Origin of the sequence: Leeuwenhoekiella sp. NPDC079379 (genome assembly GCF_044542075.1) — a bacterium.
GTDB lineage: Bacteria > Bacteroidota > Bacteroidia > Flavobacteriales > Flavobacteriaceae > Leeuwenhoekiella.
Window position 1 is genome coordinate 183779 of the sequence record NZ_JBITTU010000001.1, and the last position, 15161, is coordinate 198939.

Annotated in this window: 13 protein-coding genes and 1 riboswitch; of the genes, 5 read left to right on the forward strand and 8 right to left on the reverse strand. The window is 36.0% G+C overall.

Annotated features, from left to right (window positions below; all coding sequences use genetic code 11):
* Positions 1-14 precede the first annotated feature (14 nt).
* Positions 15-1118, forward strand: a complete 1104-nt coding sequence (locus ACIGAM_RS00735; protein WP_396509566.1) for a glycosyltransferase — start codon at positions 15-17, stop codon at positions 1116-1118.
* On the opposite strand, the gene ACIGAM_RS00740 is transcribed toward ACIGAM_RS00735, so the two are convergent.
* The 3 genes from ACIGAM_RS00740 to ACIGAM_RS00750 are packed head-to-tail and all read right to left on the reverse strand — an operon-like array spanning position 1119 to position 3536.
* The gene (locus tag ACIGAM_RS00740; protein WP_396509567.1) at positions 1119-1598 is read right to left on the reverse strand and encodes a hypothetical protein; all 480 of its coding nucleotides are present in this window, start codon (positions 1596-1598) and stop codon (positions 1119-1121) included.
* A 60-nt stretch (positions 1599-1658) separates the two neighbouring features.
* Entirely contained in the window at positions 1659-2768 is a 1110-nt protein-coding gene (locus tag ACIGAM_RS00745) for an acyloxyacyl hydrolase (RefSeq protein ID WP_396509568.1), read from the reverse strand.
* A 9-nt stretch (positions 2769-2777) separates the two neighbouring features.
* Positions 2778-3536, reverse strand: coding sequence for a head GIN domain-containing protein (locus ACIGAM_RS00750; protein ID WP_396509569.1), 759 nt, complete (start codon positions 3534-3536; stop codon positions 2778-2780).
* A 188-nt stretch (positions 3537-3724) separates the two neighbouring features.
* On the opposite strand from ACIGAM_RS00750, the gene ACIGAM_RS00755 reads away from it, so the two are divergent.
* A complete protein-coding gene (locus ACIGAM_RS00755; RefSeq protein ID WP_396509570.1) occupies positions 3725-5347 on the forward strand; it encodes an ArnT family glycosyltransferase in 1623 nt (540 codons plus the stop codon).
* Here ACIGAM_RS00755 and ACIGAM_RS00760 read toward each other — a convergent pair.
* The 4 genes from ACIGAM_RS00760 to ACIGAM_RS00775 all read right to left on the reverse strand — a co-directional run bounded on the left by ACIGAM_RS00760 (position 5344) and on the right by ACIGAM_RS00775 (position 11774).
* Positions 5344-6438, reverse strand: a complete 1095-nt coding sequence (locus ACIGAM_RS00760) for an acyloxyacyl hydrolase (RefSeq protein WP_396509571.1) — start codon at positions 6436-6438, stop codon at positions 5344-5346. The genes ACIGAM_RS00755 and ACIGAM_RS00760 overlap by 4 nt on opposite strands.
* Positions 6439-6489: 51 nt before the next feature.
* Complete coding sequence (gene metF / locus ACIGAM_RS00765; protein ID WP_396509572.1) at positions 6490-7443, reverse strand: methylenetetrahydrofolate reductase [NAD(P)H]; 954 nt, start codon at positions 7441-7443, stop codon at positions 6490-6492.
* Between the two features lie 160 nt (positions 7444-7603).
* Positions 7604-10738: a vitamin B12 dependent-methionine synthase activation domain-containing protein gene (locus tag ACIGAM_RS00770; RefSeq protein WP_396509573.1), complete on the reverse strand. Its 3135-nt coding sequence runs from the start codon at positions 10736-10738 to the stop codon at positions 7604-7606.
* Between the two features lie 10 nt (positions 10739-10748).
* Entirely contained in the window at positions 10749-11774 is a 1026-nt protein-coding gene (locus ACIGAM_RS00775) for a homocysteine S-methyltransferase family protein (protein ID WP_396509574.1), read from the reverse strand.
* 111 nt (positions 11775-11885) lie between these two features.
* A riboswitch (SAM riboswitch) is annotated at positions 11886-11990 on the reverse strand.
* 252 nt (positions 11991-12242) lie between these two features.
* Between ACIGAM_RS00775 and ACIGAM_RS00780 the strand changes: the two genes are divergently transcribed.
* Genes ACIGAM_RS00780 through ACIGAM_RS00790 form a run of 3 tightly spaced genes read left to right on the forward strand, consistent with a single transcriptional unit; the run spans position 12243 to position 14078 of the window.
* Entirely contained in the window at positions 12243-12830 is a 588-nt protein-coding gene (locus tag ACIGAM_RS00780; protein ID WP_396509575.1) for a carboxymuconolactone decarboxylase family protein, read from the forward strand.
* Positions 12831-12840: 10 nt separating this feature from the next.
* Positions 12841-13701 carry a hypothetical protein gene (locus ACIGAM_RS00785; RefSeq protein WP_396509576.1) on the forward strand — a complete coding sequence of 287 codons (861 nt, stop codon included), beginning with the start codon at positions 12841-12843 and terminating at the stop codon, positions 13699-13701.
* Complete coding sequence (locus ACIGAM_RS00790) at positions 13698-14078, forward strand: response regulator (protein WP_396509577.1); 381 nt, start codon at positions 13698-13700, stop codon at positions 14076-14078. The genes ACIGAM_RS00785 and ACIGAM_RS00790 overlap by 4 nt, the downstream gene beginning before the upstream one ends.
* Here ACIGAM_RS00790 and ACIGAM_RS00795 read toward each other — a convergent pair.
* Positions 14075-15127: an NAD(P)/FAD-dependent oxidoreductase gene (locus ACIGAM_RS00795; RefSeq protein WP_396509578.1), complete on the reverse strand. Its 1053-nt coding sequence runs from the start codon at positions 15125-15127 to the stop codon at positions 14075-14077. The genes ACIGAM_RS00790 and ACIGAM_RS00795 overlap by 4 nt on opposite strands.
* Positions 15128-15161: the final 34 nt, after the last annotated feature.

The following is a 15161-nucleotide window of genomic DNA, read 5'->3' on the forward strand; positions in this document are numbered from 1 at the left end:
TAAACATAATAAGCGTGATCCTTCTAGAAGCTATCTTAATCCTATACGTATTTCTAATTGCGCTTTTAGTTGTAGGTTTTATTAAACTTCCTTCACATAATATACCTCAAGATAAAATAACAACTACCGGCTTTTCAATTCTAATTCCGTTTAGAAACGAGGCCGAAAATCTAGAACGCTTACTCAAATCATTAGCTGCTTTACAATATCCTAAAGCTCGATTTGAAATTTTGTTAATAAATGACGCCTCAACTGATAATTCTGTTGAGATCATTGAAACCTTTCTTTTGACTCACAAATTGCCTTTAAAAATCTTAGATAACGAGCGGTTTTCAGGATCACCAAAAAAGGATGCACTTACTAAAGGCATCGCACACGCAGCTTTTGATTGGATTGTAACTACCGATGCAGATTGCGAAGTGCCCGTTTTATGGCTCTCGCTATTTAATGGGTTAGCTGTAAAAAAGGACATTCAATTTATAGCCGCACCGGTTTCATTCTTCCCCAAAAAAGGAATTCTAAATGCATTTCAACAGTTAGATTTTTTGAGTTTACAGGGCACTACGATTGGGAGTTTTGGTTTAAACCAAGCTTTTATGTGTAACGGTGCAAATCTGGCTTTTTCTAAAACCGAATTTCTAAAGTTAAACGGTTACGAGAAGACAAATCACATTGCTAGTGGCGATGATTTATTTTTAATGCAGAAGTTTAGTAAAGCAAATTCTAAGGGTGTCGTGTACTTAAAAACTAAAGAAGCTCTGGTTCTCACAACCACTCAAAAAACACTGAATGACCTTCTACATCAGCGCAAACGCTGGGCTGCAAAAGCATCTGCATATACCAGTAATTTTGCAATTGCTACCTCGTTTCTTGTATTTTTTGGAAACCTTTCTGTTTTAGCGGGATTCTTCTTTCTAGAGCAAATAGGATTTTTAATACTCCTAAAATTTACACTAGATTTTACGCTCATCTATCTAAGCGCAATACTTTTCGATCAAAAAAAAGTACTCAAAAATTATATATGGGTTATGCTCGTTTACCCGTTTTTTACCGTCTATGTAGCAGTTGCCAGTCAGTTCGGGAGATTTGAATGGAAAGGAAGGTTTTTTAAAAAGTAACTAATCTACTTTGACTAACACCGGCATTTTAAAAGCGGTTTTTACAGGAATGCTTCTTTTATTAGCAGGTGTAATTTTGGGAAGCGAATCTAAGCTGTCTTTTAACCATAGTTCTAATTCTGGCAATTGTAGTGCTATGGTATCTGGTATCTCAACACGTTCAATTTTTAAATCTCCCCGCTCGCTTATACTTAAATACAGCCAGATAGTATCATTCAATTCGGTCTCAACAATAATTGTTTTATTAGACAATTGGCGTTGAAAATTGAGTGCTAATTCTGCTTTAAAGCATTGATATCTTGAATCCTGATCCTTAAGTGAATCGCAAACGGCAAATGAGGGATATTCTTCAACCTCATTCATTTTAATCGTTTTAAGTTCTTCCTGCACTAAAACATCTGAAGATACTTTTTGAGTCTCCAGATCTTTACAGCTTGTTATTAAAAAAGCCAGCGCTAAAAGAAGTCTTAATTTTATCATTTTCTATTGAGTGTGAAAATACAATTTTAGACCGAAATAGCTAAAGGACACTAATTTAGTTTAAAAACGATAACCCACACTAAACTCTACGCCTTCGGCTTTTGCTCCGTGTGCCTTTACAGTTACCGAAGCAAATGTATCTTCTGTGAAATAACGCTTTAATCCCAAGCGGTTATACAGTCTGTTTTCAAACTCGTATGGGTAATAAATATAATAGCCCAAATGCGATACAAATGCTATTTTATTGAAGCGCAACTCGTGACCTACAAAAAGACCCACACGTTTCCAATCTTCATCTCCCGTCACACCTAGCTCAGGAAAAGAAGCCGCCTGAAGTTTTATAAGCTCTTTAAAAAAATACGCAAAAAATACATCTGTCCCGGCTACTAATGTACTCTTATGATTAATACGCTTGTCTGCAAATGCAGAAACTACAAAAAATGGAAATCTACCCTGACCTACAATATCACTTTCATTTACTCCACCTCTCAAAACCAAGTTGTAATGTATAGGCTCGGTATATTTTGTGCGCTCTCCCTCTGGTATGTAGTCTGGGAAATTCTCGTAATCTAGATTGTAGTTTGTACCTACATTGAAGGCAAATGTATTTGTACTGTTATTAGGCGCGCGCAGGTTTGCATTGCTGTAATGAACTACTGTGAACCCTGCATTTACTCCAAAGCCTTTGTAAATATTCTGTTTATTGTATTGAAGCGCTATATACGTTGAACTCAACAATTTTGTACCGTATGCGTTATTTTGATAATTTGTTTCTGCATCGTAGGGTTTACCGGCTAAAGCAACACCCTGCCCTATTCTAAAATAGGCATTACGGTTAAGGAAATAGAAGTTAAAATGACCATACAAACTTACATTCTCACTTAGAAACTCATTATCTAAATCCTGATATATCATTGAGAAACCATAGTCGGGGTAATTGTAACGGCGCTCCCATTCTTCAAAACCATAGGTTTTGTGATTGTAACTTAAGATAAGGCCTGTAGGGTGCCCGGTAATAAGATGATTTATATCTGGGTTATGCTCTAAAATTGTCCCGTAGAAATAAGAAGCATCAAGTGTAATAGGCTTTTTTTTACCCGTAAAATCTAAGTCCTGAGCGTAAAAACTAAGACTAAAAAAACAAAAGCATCCCAGTAAAAAATAGTTCATAAAGTGGAGTTATTCTTCAAAAATAAGACGGCCTGTATATAACTGTTCTACCTCAACAACAGGCGGTCTGTTTGCTGAAATCACATCTCCTGTGCCAAAAATAGTTCCTTTAATACTCGCCTGCGGGTTAACGATCATTTTATTAGCTGAAGTTTGAGAAATAACAACATTTTGGGTGATCAAATCTCTAGACTCAAGTCTGGGTCCCTCATTAGCAAAATTTACATTTAAACTCTGAGCACTTCCGCTTAGATAAAAAACACTTTTACCATTAGCGCGTATAGCTATATTTGTAGATTCTAGCTCTAAATAAAAATTACCGCTCTTACGAGCAGGACCGCCTTCAGCATCAAAAGAAGTATCACTTAGCAACGTTAATGAAGGAAAATCAAGCACTCCTTCACCTATGATATCTTGCCCTGATGCGTTGCGTATTTCGGTAAGATTAGGTGTAGTAACGTATACTATAAAGTTCTCATAATCTCTAACTAGATTACATCGCTTGTTATTTTTGAGCCTAAGCAGGTTACCGTCAATTATTTCTATTTGGGCATCGCTAAGCATATTTTCTCCTGTTTTGAGCACTACTTTTTGTACCGGCCCCTGTTTTAAATAAACAATAACGTCTGACTCACTGCGCAACCTTGTAAAAGGAGGAAGCTCATAAGACACCTCTACAACATCACCCTGAGACTCAAAACAATCACCAATATTGTCTGAACCGCAAGAAACAAGCACCAAAATAAAGAGCCCACAGAAAAATCTCATATCTAAAACTTTTAAGATAAAATATTTTTTAAATTTTATCGTGCGGCAAATTACGCTAAATGCAGTAGGTAGCCTAAATTTTATCAAATCTAGAAGTACGTAAAAAATTAAATCTGCCTAAATAAATAATCTCTTTATAATTTAAACCGATAAAAAAATTACAATTTTGATACTCTTAAAACACGATTTTGAAAAAGTCATTTTATCTCGTCCTTCTCTTTCTTTTTGTCGTATTGAATATAGGTCAGGGCAGCTGGGGACTTTCAGAGAGTAGCGAAGCGCGTTATGCAGAAATAGGCCGTGAAATGGCTCTAAGCAATGATTTTTTAAATCCGTCTTTGCTGGGTATAGGTCATTATCACAAGCCACCAGTAACGTATGCAATAACTGCTCTGGGTTATAAAATATTTGGGTACACAGAATATGGAGCACGTTTCTTTCTAAGCTTAGCCCTAATTTTTCAGTTGTTGCTGATTTATAAAATTGTACTTATTTGGTTCAAAAATGAGAAAACTGCAATAGCATCCTCGCTAATTTATTTCAGCTTTCCTATTGTACTCATTGCAACCCGCAATTTAACCACAGACGCCTATTTAACGACATTTATCATTTTTAGCGTTTACTTATGGCTTCAGTTTAAAATAAAAAATAAACCATACTATCTCTATTTTTTCTATGCAATTTTAGGAATCGCTTTTCTAACCAAAGGGCCCGTATCATTCTTGCCAGTTGCCCTTTTTATCTTTTGTTATAAAATCGTAAACGGGGAAAAACCGAAGTTTTCAATTCATACCCTACCGGGTCTTATTTTACTGCTTCTGGTTTCTGGATCCTGGTTTCTTTCTATAGTTATAAACAAACCAGAATTATGGGATTATTTTATACAAGAGCAAATCATAGATCGTAGCGTAAATGCAGAAACTTTTCATAGGTCAAAACCTTTTTGGTTTTATGCACTTATTGCTCCTGCTCTGGCATTACCCTGGATAGTACCAATAGCGATAACTATATACAAGAAAAGAAAAATCCTCAAAGTTGACAAACCTTCACAAGTCGCAGGTTTTACAGCACTTTTGATATTAATCATATTTTCTTTGTTTTCTTCAAAGTTACTTTTGTACATACTTCCTTTTTATCCATTTCTAGCTATGTACTTTGGTAGTATATTTATTAATCATTCCCGTATTAATAAAATAGAGTATTACTATGTATTCATAATATCCCTTTCAATTCTACTTATAGCTGTCATAGCTTTCCCATTTATTCCTCAATTAGATTTTAATTGGTTTTCTTCAATAAGCTTATTGTTGGGTATTGTAGCATTTGGATATTTTATGATCTATAGATTTAAAGCAGATCCTACTACACAATCTCTATATTTAATCACAGGAACGCTATGTTTTCTCATACTTATTTATACCGCTTTTAGCAGTCAAAACAGCTCTATTATTAACGCTCTTAAACCTGAATATACCTTTATAGAACAACAGCGCACCACTTCAGATTATAAAGTGCTGGTTTATGATAACCTCTTGTCTTCGGCACCTTTTTATCTAGGAGATCACGTGATTACAATTTATGACACTAATTTTGAGTCTAAACGAGATACCCGGTTTGAGGATACAGATAGTTGGAAAGAAAGCTATTTACCCATTCGTGATTCTGGGCAAGTACAACGGTTTAAAAACCTGATGCAAGATTCTAATACAGTCTTGCTTATTAAGAATAAAAAGAAGCTTCCAGACAGTTTATCTTACCTTTTAAAAGGATTTAAGTCTGAAAAATTTAAGAAGTACACAGTCTATTATTAAGGCCGTATCCCTATACCAAACTCTACCGCCTCAGCTTTTGCAAAATGAGATTTCAAGGTTATTGAACCAAATATTTTTGGTGTGAAGTACCTTTTGAGTCCGTTTCTTAAATAAACTCTTCCCTCAAAATCATAATCATAATAGGCATAATACCCTATCTGACTTACAAAAGCGTTTTTATTAAAATGCAGTTCGTGACCTGCAAAAACGCCTACACGCTTCCAATCTTCATCTCCACTCACGTTAAAACGCTTAAAAGCTATGCTTTCAAACTCTATCTGGTCTTTTAAAAACGGACTCAAAAATAAATCTGCTCCTAACTGAAAACTGCTCTTATGCGTTACGCGCTTATCTAAAAATGTAGAAACTACTAAAAATGGCTGCTGCCCCAGACCTATATAATCACTTTCATTAATACCAGATCTAAGAACTAAATTCCATTTTATAGGTTCAGAATAACGGGTTTTTACTTTAGGTATATAACCCGGAAAAGCATCCTCGTCAGACAATTGGTAATTAAGACCTAGATTAAATGTAAAAGAATTTGTACTGGCATTAGGCGATTTGACATTTGCATTAGAATAGTGAATTAATGAAATCCCTGTCTGTAAACCTATTTTATCAATAATATTAGGTTGCTTGTAATTAAGCATGATATACGTTGAACTCAGTAAAGTAGAGCCGTATGCATTATTCCTAAAGTTTTTATCTATATCAAAAGGCTTTGTAGTTACGGCAACCCCCTGACCTATACGCAACATTAATTTTCTGTTAAGTGCATAAAAATTAAAATGACCGTAAAGACCATAATTCTCTCCTAAAAACTCGTTTTTTTGATCTTGTGCGATAAATGAAAATCCGTAATCAGGATAATTGTAACGTGCTTCCCAATCATTAAAGCCATAAGTTCTGCGATTATAACTTAGAATAACTCCGGTAGGATGTCCTGTTATTAAATGTGCTAGATCTTTATTATGCTGTAGGATGGTTCCGTAAAAAAAATTTGCATCTAAACTATATGGTTTTTGCTCTACCTCCTGGCTAAATGCTGAAAAAGAACAAACAAGTAAAAACAGTAACTTATATTTCATTAAAAAAAGAATGTCGGCAAAAGTATGCAATTATTTAAGATCTCACGTCACTTAAAAAAGTGCAGAAGCAATCGCATGCACATTATCACTTTTACCCATAGAATAGTAATGCAATACAGGAGCACCACCTTCCATAAGCTCTTTAGATTGTTGTATAGCCCAGTCTATTCCTACTTGTCTAACCTCTGTATTTGATTTACAATCATCTACGGCATCAATTAGATCCTGCGGGAGATCTATTTTAAAAACTTGCGGCAACAACTGTAAATGACGTTTTACAGCAATAGGCTTAATCCCCGGAATGATAGGTATATCAATACCTTCGGCACGCACTAAATCAACAAACTCAAAGTATTTTTTATTATCAAAAAACATCTGAGTCACCACATAATCTGCCCCGGCTTCTACTTTTTGAATAAGCCTTTTTAGGTCTGTTTTTAAAGAAGGTGCTTCTAGATGCTTTTCAGGATAACCGGCAACACCTATACAAAAGTCAGAACAGCCAGAAGTTTCAACTACATTATTAAGATATCTGCCTTTATTCATTTTTGCTATCTGCTCTACAAGACCTAACGCATACTCGTGACCCCCATTTGTAGGTTCAAAATATTGTTGCTCTTTCATGGCATCACCACGCAAAGCCATTACATTATGTATATCTAGAAAATGACAATCTACCAGCAAATATTCAGTTTCTTCCTTAGTAAAACCACCACATAATACGTGTGGTACCGTATCTACGTTGTACTTGTGCTTTATAGATGCACAAATACCCAGAGTACCCGGTCGCATACGTGTTACCTTTTTATCTAAAAGCCCGTCTTTTTCTATATAAATAAACTCCTCGCGTGATGTAGTCACATCAATAAAGGGCGGCTTAAACTCCATCAACGGGTCTATGTTATCATACAATTCCTGAATACTTTTACCCTTTCTGGGTGGTATCAATTCAAAAGAAAATAAAGTCTTCCCGTTAGCTGCTTTTATGTGGTCTGTAATTTTCATAATGTCCCTTGTTTTCTCGTATGAAAACTTTATTCGGGTATTTTTAATTGAACAATTCTATTTATTTTTTGGGCGCTACCCTACGGGTCGGGCTTTCGCTCGTCGCTGTTTTCGCTATCGCTTCAACGAGCTTCAGCAAGAGCTCAATCCCTAGCGCACTTTAATCGTCAGAGATATTAGGATTTAACCATTTTTCTGCCATTCTTACTTCAATATTTTTACGCGCTGCAAAATCTTTAACCTGATCCATTTTGATTTTCCCTAAGCCAAAATAGCGTGCTTCGGGGTTAGCAAAGTAATAACCACTTACTGATGCTGCAGGCCACATAGCTAAACTTTCGGTTAGTTCAACCCCTATATTTTTATGTACATTAAGAACATCCCAAATCGTTAACTTTTCTAAATGATCTGGACAAGCAGGATATCCGGGAGCCGGGCGTATTCCTTTGTATTCCTCTTTAATCAATTCTATATTACTCAAGGCTTCATCACTTGCATAACCCCAGTATGTTGTGCGTATTTCTTTGTGTAAATATTCAGCAAAAGCTTCAGCAAAACGATCTGCCAGTGCTTTTACCATAATACTGTTGTAATCATCGTGTTCTGCCTCATACTTTTCAGCCAGTTCCTGAGTACCAAAACCTGCCGTAACGCAAAAACAGCCTATATAATCCTGTTTTCCAGTTTCTTTAGGCGCTATAAAATCTGAAAGTGCAATATTGGGCTTACCAGATGCTTTTTTACTTTGTTGGCGTAAGGTTCTAAATACAGAATTCCTTTTTTCTTCTCCAGTTCCCGAAATGACAATCTCAATATCATCATCATCAACAGTATTGGCTTCAAAAAGACCAAAAACCGCCTTTGCAGTGAGTAATTTTTCATCTAAAATGCGCTTTAAAATTACTTTTGCATCGGCAAATAATTCTCGTGCCTGCTCGCCCACAACTTCATCATCTAAAATATCGGGATATTTACCGTGTAGATCCCAACTTCTAAAAAATGGTGACCAGTCTATAAAATCTACAAGCTTGTTTAAATCGAATTCTTCAATTACCTGAATTCCTAATTCTGCGGGCTTAAAAGCTTCAAAAGAATCCCAGTCTAACTTCCAGTTGTTAGCTCTAGCTTGTTCTAAGGTTAAGAAATCACGCTTCTTACCACGGGTTAAAAACCGATCTCTAAACAAGGCATAATCTTCTTTAATACCTGCTTTATACTTCAATCTAGATTCAGGATTCAGCAAATCTCCAACTACAGTCACTGCTCTTGAGGCATCGTTGACATGTACAACTGCTTCAGGATATTCGGGATCTATTTTAACCGCAGTATGTGCTTTACTTGTTGTAGCACCCCCAATCAATAAGGGCACTGTAAAATTTTGACGCTTCATCTCTTTTGCGAGAAATACCATCTCATCTAGCGATGGTGTAATTAATCCACTAAGGCCTATAATATCTACGTTGCGCTCTTTTGCTGTAGCGATAATTCTTTCTGGCGGTACCATTACCCCCATATCTATAATCTCGTAGTTATTACACGCTAAAACAACGCTTACAATATTTTTACCAATATCATGCACATCACCCTTCACGGTAGCCATTAGAACCAAACCTGCCCCCCTTTCCCCCTTAGGGGGAGTTTTGGTAGTTATCTTCTGCAAAATGCTTTCTAAAACCGCTTCTGTGTTTTCTAAAACTTCCTTGTTTGAAAAACGAATTACTTTAAAACCCTGTTCTTCGAGCCATTCTGTGCGAACGTGATCATTTTCTTTATTTTGAGGAAGTTGATGAATCAAACCATCTATTTCAATTATCAACCGCTCTTTAAGACAGACGAAATCTGCAATGTATCTACCGATTATGTGCTGCCTTCTAAATTTGTAACCTTGAAGTTTTTTATTACTCAAATGTTCCCATAGCACCTTCTCGGCATCAGTAGGGTTATTATAGCGCATTCCTTGAGCGTACTCTTTTAGCAAACTATATAATAATGGATCTGCCGTTCGCCAGTATTGCTCCCCCATAGGGGGCTGGGGGGCTGAGTTTTTCAGCTTTTCTTCTTCGATATAAGGCAATAGGTAAGCCACTGCTTTTTTCATCACGCGGGCTGATTTAACAACCTGAGGTAAAAACATTTTTCCGCTTCCAAAAAGATCTCCCACAACGTTCATACCCGTCATTAAGTGACCTTCAATAACGTGTAATGGTTTCTCTGAAGCTAAGCGTGCTTCTTCAATATCTTCAAGAATATAGGCGTCAATACCTTTAACAAGCGCTCTTGTGATTCGGTTTTGAAGTGGTTCTTCCCTCCACGAGAGATCAACAACCTTTTCTTTTGAAGTTCCTTTTACGCTTTCTGCAAGATCTAGAAGTCGTTCTGTAGCATCGTCTCTTCGGTTTAAAATAACATCCTCTACATGCTCTAGAAGTTCTTTTGGGATATCATCATAAACCTCAAGCATACTAGGATTTACAATACCTATATTCATACCCGCTTTTATTGCGTGGTATAAAAATACAGAGTGCATTGCTTCACGTACCGTGTCATTGCCTCTAAAACTAAACGATACATTACTCACTCCACCACTCACGCTGGCGAATGGAAGATTTGCCTTTACCCATCGCGTCGCTTCTATAAAATCTATGGCATTGAGTTTATGCTCATCCATACCGGTGGCAACCGGGAAAATATTTAAATCAAAAATGATATCTTCTGGCGGAAACTTAACCTGATCTACCAGAATGTCATAGCTACGTTTTGTAATTTCTAATCTGCGCTCATAATTATCTGCCTGGCCTACTTCGTCAAATGCCATTACCACAACTGCAGCACCATAACGTTTTATTTTTTTTGCGTGTGCTATAAACTCTGCTTCCCCTTCTTTTAAACTTATGGAGTTTACAACACATTTACCCTGTACCACTTGTAAACCCGCTTCAATAATATCCCATTTTGAGCTGTCTATCATTATAGGTACGCGTGAGATATCTGGCTCTGCAGCAATTAGATTTAAAAAAGTTACCATTGCTTTTTTTCCATCTATTAGACCATCGTCCATATTGATGTCTATAATCTGGGCACCATTATCTACCTGGTCTCTTGCAATTGTAAGGGCTTCATCAAATTTTTCTTCATTAATAAGCCTTAAAAACCTGCGGGACCCCGCTACATTTGTGCGTTCTCCTACATTTACAAAATTACTTTCGGGCGTAATTATTAAAGGTTCGAGTCCACTTAATTTTAAGGGCCTAAATGCTATTTTAGTCGTATCAGCTGCTTCTAATCCGTTATTCATAAATACTATATTATAAAGCTGATTGTGCCTTTTTAAAAGCCGGTAATGGTCTTGGCTTATACTTTTTTACAAGTTCTGCAATTGCGCGTATGTGCTCTGGTGTTGTACCACAACAACCCCCTACTATATTAATAAGTTGTTTGTCTAAATAGGATTTAATTTGAGAAGCCATTTCCTGCGCTGTCTCATCATATTCACCAAATGCGTTAGGCAATCCTGCATTAGGATATGCAGACACGGCAAAATCAGATTTGCTAGAGATAACCTCTAAATAAGGTGTTAATTGCTCTGCTCCTAAAGCACAATTAAACCCCACCGATAGTAATGGCATATGCCCTATTGAAATTAGAAAAGCTTCTGCGGTCTGTCCAGAAAGTGTACGACCTGATGCATCTGTTATCGTACCACTTACCATAACCGGAATATCTATACTGCGCTCTTCTTTTAGTTCTTCAATAGCAAATAAGGCTGCTTTAGCGTTAAGTGTATCAAATATGGTTTCTACTAGAAGTATATCTACACCCCCATCTATAAGCGCCTCGGCTTGCTGTCTATATGCTATACGCAACTCATTAAATGAAATTGCTCTAAAACCGGGATCATTTACATCTGGCGACATACTCGCAGTCTTATTAGTAGGTCCCATAGCTCCTGCAACAAAGCGGGGTTTGTGTGGTTCTTTTGCAGTAAATTCTTCTGCAACCTTTTTAGCAATTTTAGCAGACTCGTAGTTTAAATCATATACAAGCGCCTCCATACCGTAATCTGCCATGGCAATGGTAGTACCGCTAAAAGTATTTGTTTCTACAATATCTGCTCCTGCTTCAAAATATTGAGCATGTACATCTGCAATTGCCTGTGGCTGGGTAAGACTCAATAGATCATTATTTCCCTGTACGGGGCTTGGCCAATCTTTAAAACGCTCTCCACGAAAATCTTCTTCAGTGAATTTATAGCGCTGAAGCATTGTTCCCATAGCGCCATCAAGAACTAAGATGCGTTCTTGTAAAACTTTATATAAACTATTCTGACTCATAAATCTCTTAAACTACATTTACAAACATTATATAACGCTTTCTAATTTAGAAAGGTCTAACAATTATAGTATCAAGAAAATAAAAAAGGAAAGCCAGAATGACTTGTTTTTTTGTTATCTATCCCTTACTAAATAAGAGTAGAACGTAGCACCTTCTCCAGAGGAGGGTTGCTAAGGCTTCAATGGGTCTAATCCCTCTGCCTTTCTTGATAACTTAATAAATAATGAACTTGGTTACAAAGATTGTAAAACAACTTGAGAATACACAAATTTTGAAGGAATAATATTAATTAATTATCAAAATGAAACAACTTTTAAACACGCTTAAATGAATCAATTATCCGCTTAAAAGTCTTAAAAAAGACACTCAAAAAGTCAAAACTCTGATTTACAATGTTGTATAAATTAATTTTTAAACTAAGTTTGTATACCCAAACTTGTTACCTTAACAAAACCAAATTTAAACCTATGATTAGCAACACTACACAATCACATCCTCGTTTTAAAGTTGTTTCTTATGAAGAAGCTTCTGATGAAGTTAAAGTCATCTATGATGACACTAAGAAAACACTTCAAATTCCTTTCGTACTAAACTGGTTTAAATGCCAGGGATCAAACCCTATTCTTTTAAAGGGTAATTGGGCTAAATTAAAATCTACGCTTATGCAGGGTGATATTCCTAATGTTTTAAAACAGCTCATTATATACAACGTTTCAAAAGAGCGTAACTGTGAATACTGTGCACAAGCTCACGGAATTTTTGCCGATAGTATGAGTGCTATGATAAGTGAGAATGAAAACTTTAGAGTTACAAATGACCTTGAAAGTCCTTTGATTCCTGAGAGTTACCGTACTGCTATTAAAATAGTAACTAAAGCAGCACTCAACCACGATATGATTATAGATTCTGATTTTCAAAAACTTCGCGAGGCAGGCTTTGATGACGCAGAAATACAGGAACTTATGGCTCAGGCAGATCTAGTAAATATGCTAAATACCTTAGCTGATGTAGCGGGAATCAAAATTGATAATGAGCTTATGGAAGCTCAAGCATAAAATTAAATAATTGAATCTAGCCGCCGCAAAGTACCGTATTACCTATGAGGCATTTTCTAAATTTTCTGGTGGTTTAAGTAAGGTTGAAAACCTTGAAAGCCTAAGCAATGTTGTTAGTAAACATTTAAAGTATCTTTTCAATTTTAAGATTTTTAGAATTCTTTTAATTGACAAGAGCAATGTTAACGGCTACACCTTTGCTAAGGGTCAAACCTGGACCTCAAAAAATAATGAAGACGTTTTAAACTATGAAAAAAAATTACTTAAGGATCAAATTCCATTTTCAAAAACTCTTAAGCAAGCTGAATTACCAAAATATCTAGATCATATTACACTTAATAATGGACAACTCTGGGGCTGGTACTTACCTTACTCAGACTATGAAGTTTGTGTGTCATTAGTCTCTGATGATAATGCTCAATTTAGCTATAGTGATGTAGAAATCTTGCATCTTTTAGTAGATACACTTACTTCAAAATATAGACAGATTTGTCTAAATCAAGAAATTAACCTTAAAAACCAACGATTAGAAGATGCAGTAGCACAGATTGCACTTAAGAATCAAGAAATAGAAAAAATTAATAGTAACCAGCAAAGTATAATAGATTCTCGTACCCGAGAGCTTCGTATTAAAAATAAAAAAATTCTTGAGCTTTTAAGATTGAATGCCCACGAGCTCAGAGAGCCTTTATGTCGCATTTTGGGCTTGCTAGAAATATCTGACTATTATACAGATACCGAATTACGCAATGAAATTTTACCTAAACTAGCAGAATCTTCTCATGAACTAGATTCTATTTTCAAAAGTGTCGTAATTAAGAGTGAGGAAGAAATAAAAAAATATTCCTATAATTATAATGATCAACTATGAGTAACCGCTTAAAAATAATGCTCGTAGATGATCAAAAAATGGCTAATTTCATTAATAAAAAACTAATTGCAGTTACAGAACTGGCAACAGAAGTTATTGATTACACATTACCCGAAATAGCTTTAGCTGAAGTAGAATTTCAAAAGCCAGATGTCATTTTTCTTGATCTTAATATGCCCGTCGTTAATGGCTGGAAATTTCTTGATAGTTTAACCGAAGCAAAAAATCTTACCAAGGTTGTAATTCTAACCTCGAGCACAAGTGAAATAGACAGAGAGAAGGCTCAGAACTATACTCAGGTAATTGACTTTCTAATAAAGCCATTGACCAAAGATATAATGCTGAGCCTTAAATCTAAATTGTATTTAACTTCTTAGTCAATAGCCTGTACAACAGCTTTCTCTGCTTCTTTACGCGTGCCATCAAAACCATCTATACCACTTACAGTAGTATATTTCATAACATAGCGCTTACCTGGATTTATGATTTGATAAGCAGCCTGACACATCATGGTAGCCTCGTGAAAACCACAAAGTATCAACTTTAATTTGCCAGGGTATGTATTAACATCACCTATAGCAAAAACACCAGGTATATTAGTCTGGTAGTCTAATGCATTATTTACTTTAATCGCATTTTTCTCTATCTCTAACCCCCAATCCCCTATAGGTCCTAATTTTGGAGAAAGACCGAATAATGGTATAAAAGCATCTGCCTCAAGAGTTACTTCACCTTCTGGAGTTTCTACAACTACACGGTCAAGTTTATCAACACCTGCAAGACCTACAACTTCACCCGGAGTGATTAGATTAATTTTACCTATTAATTTTAATTCTCTTACTTTCTCAACAGAATCTAAGGCTCCCCTAAACTCATTACGACGGTGTATAAGAGTTACTTCTTTAGCGATATCTGCCAAATAAATACTCCAGTCTAATGCAGAATCGCCACCACCGGCGATAACTACTTTTTTATCACGATATACTTCAGGGTCTTTTATCATATAAGCAACTCCCTTATCTTCAAACTCGTGAATATTAGGTATAAGCGGCTTACGCGGTTCAAAACTACCCAAACCACCTGCAATTGCAACCACCTTAGTATGGTGTTGTGTGCCCTTGTTTGTAGTCACAATAAAGCTACCGTCTTCTTGCTTATCTATAGTTTCTGCACGCTCACCTAATGTGAACCCGGGTTGAAACTGTTTTCCCTGCTCGATTAAATTATCAATTAATTTACCTGCCATCACTTCAGGAAAACCTGGAATGTCATAAATAGGTTTTTTAGGATAAATTTCTGACAATTGCCCGCCAGGTTGCGCAAGTGCATCAATTATATGGCACTTAAGCTTTAATAAACCGGCTTCAAAAACGGTAAATAATCCTGTAGGTCCTGCTCCAATTATAAGTATATCTGTCTTTATCATCTTCTTAATTCTTTGAGCTCTTAAAGCTCATCAT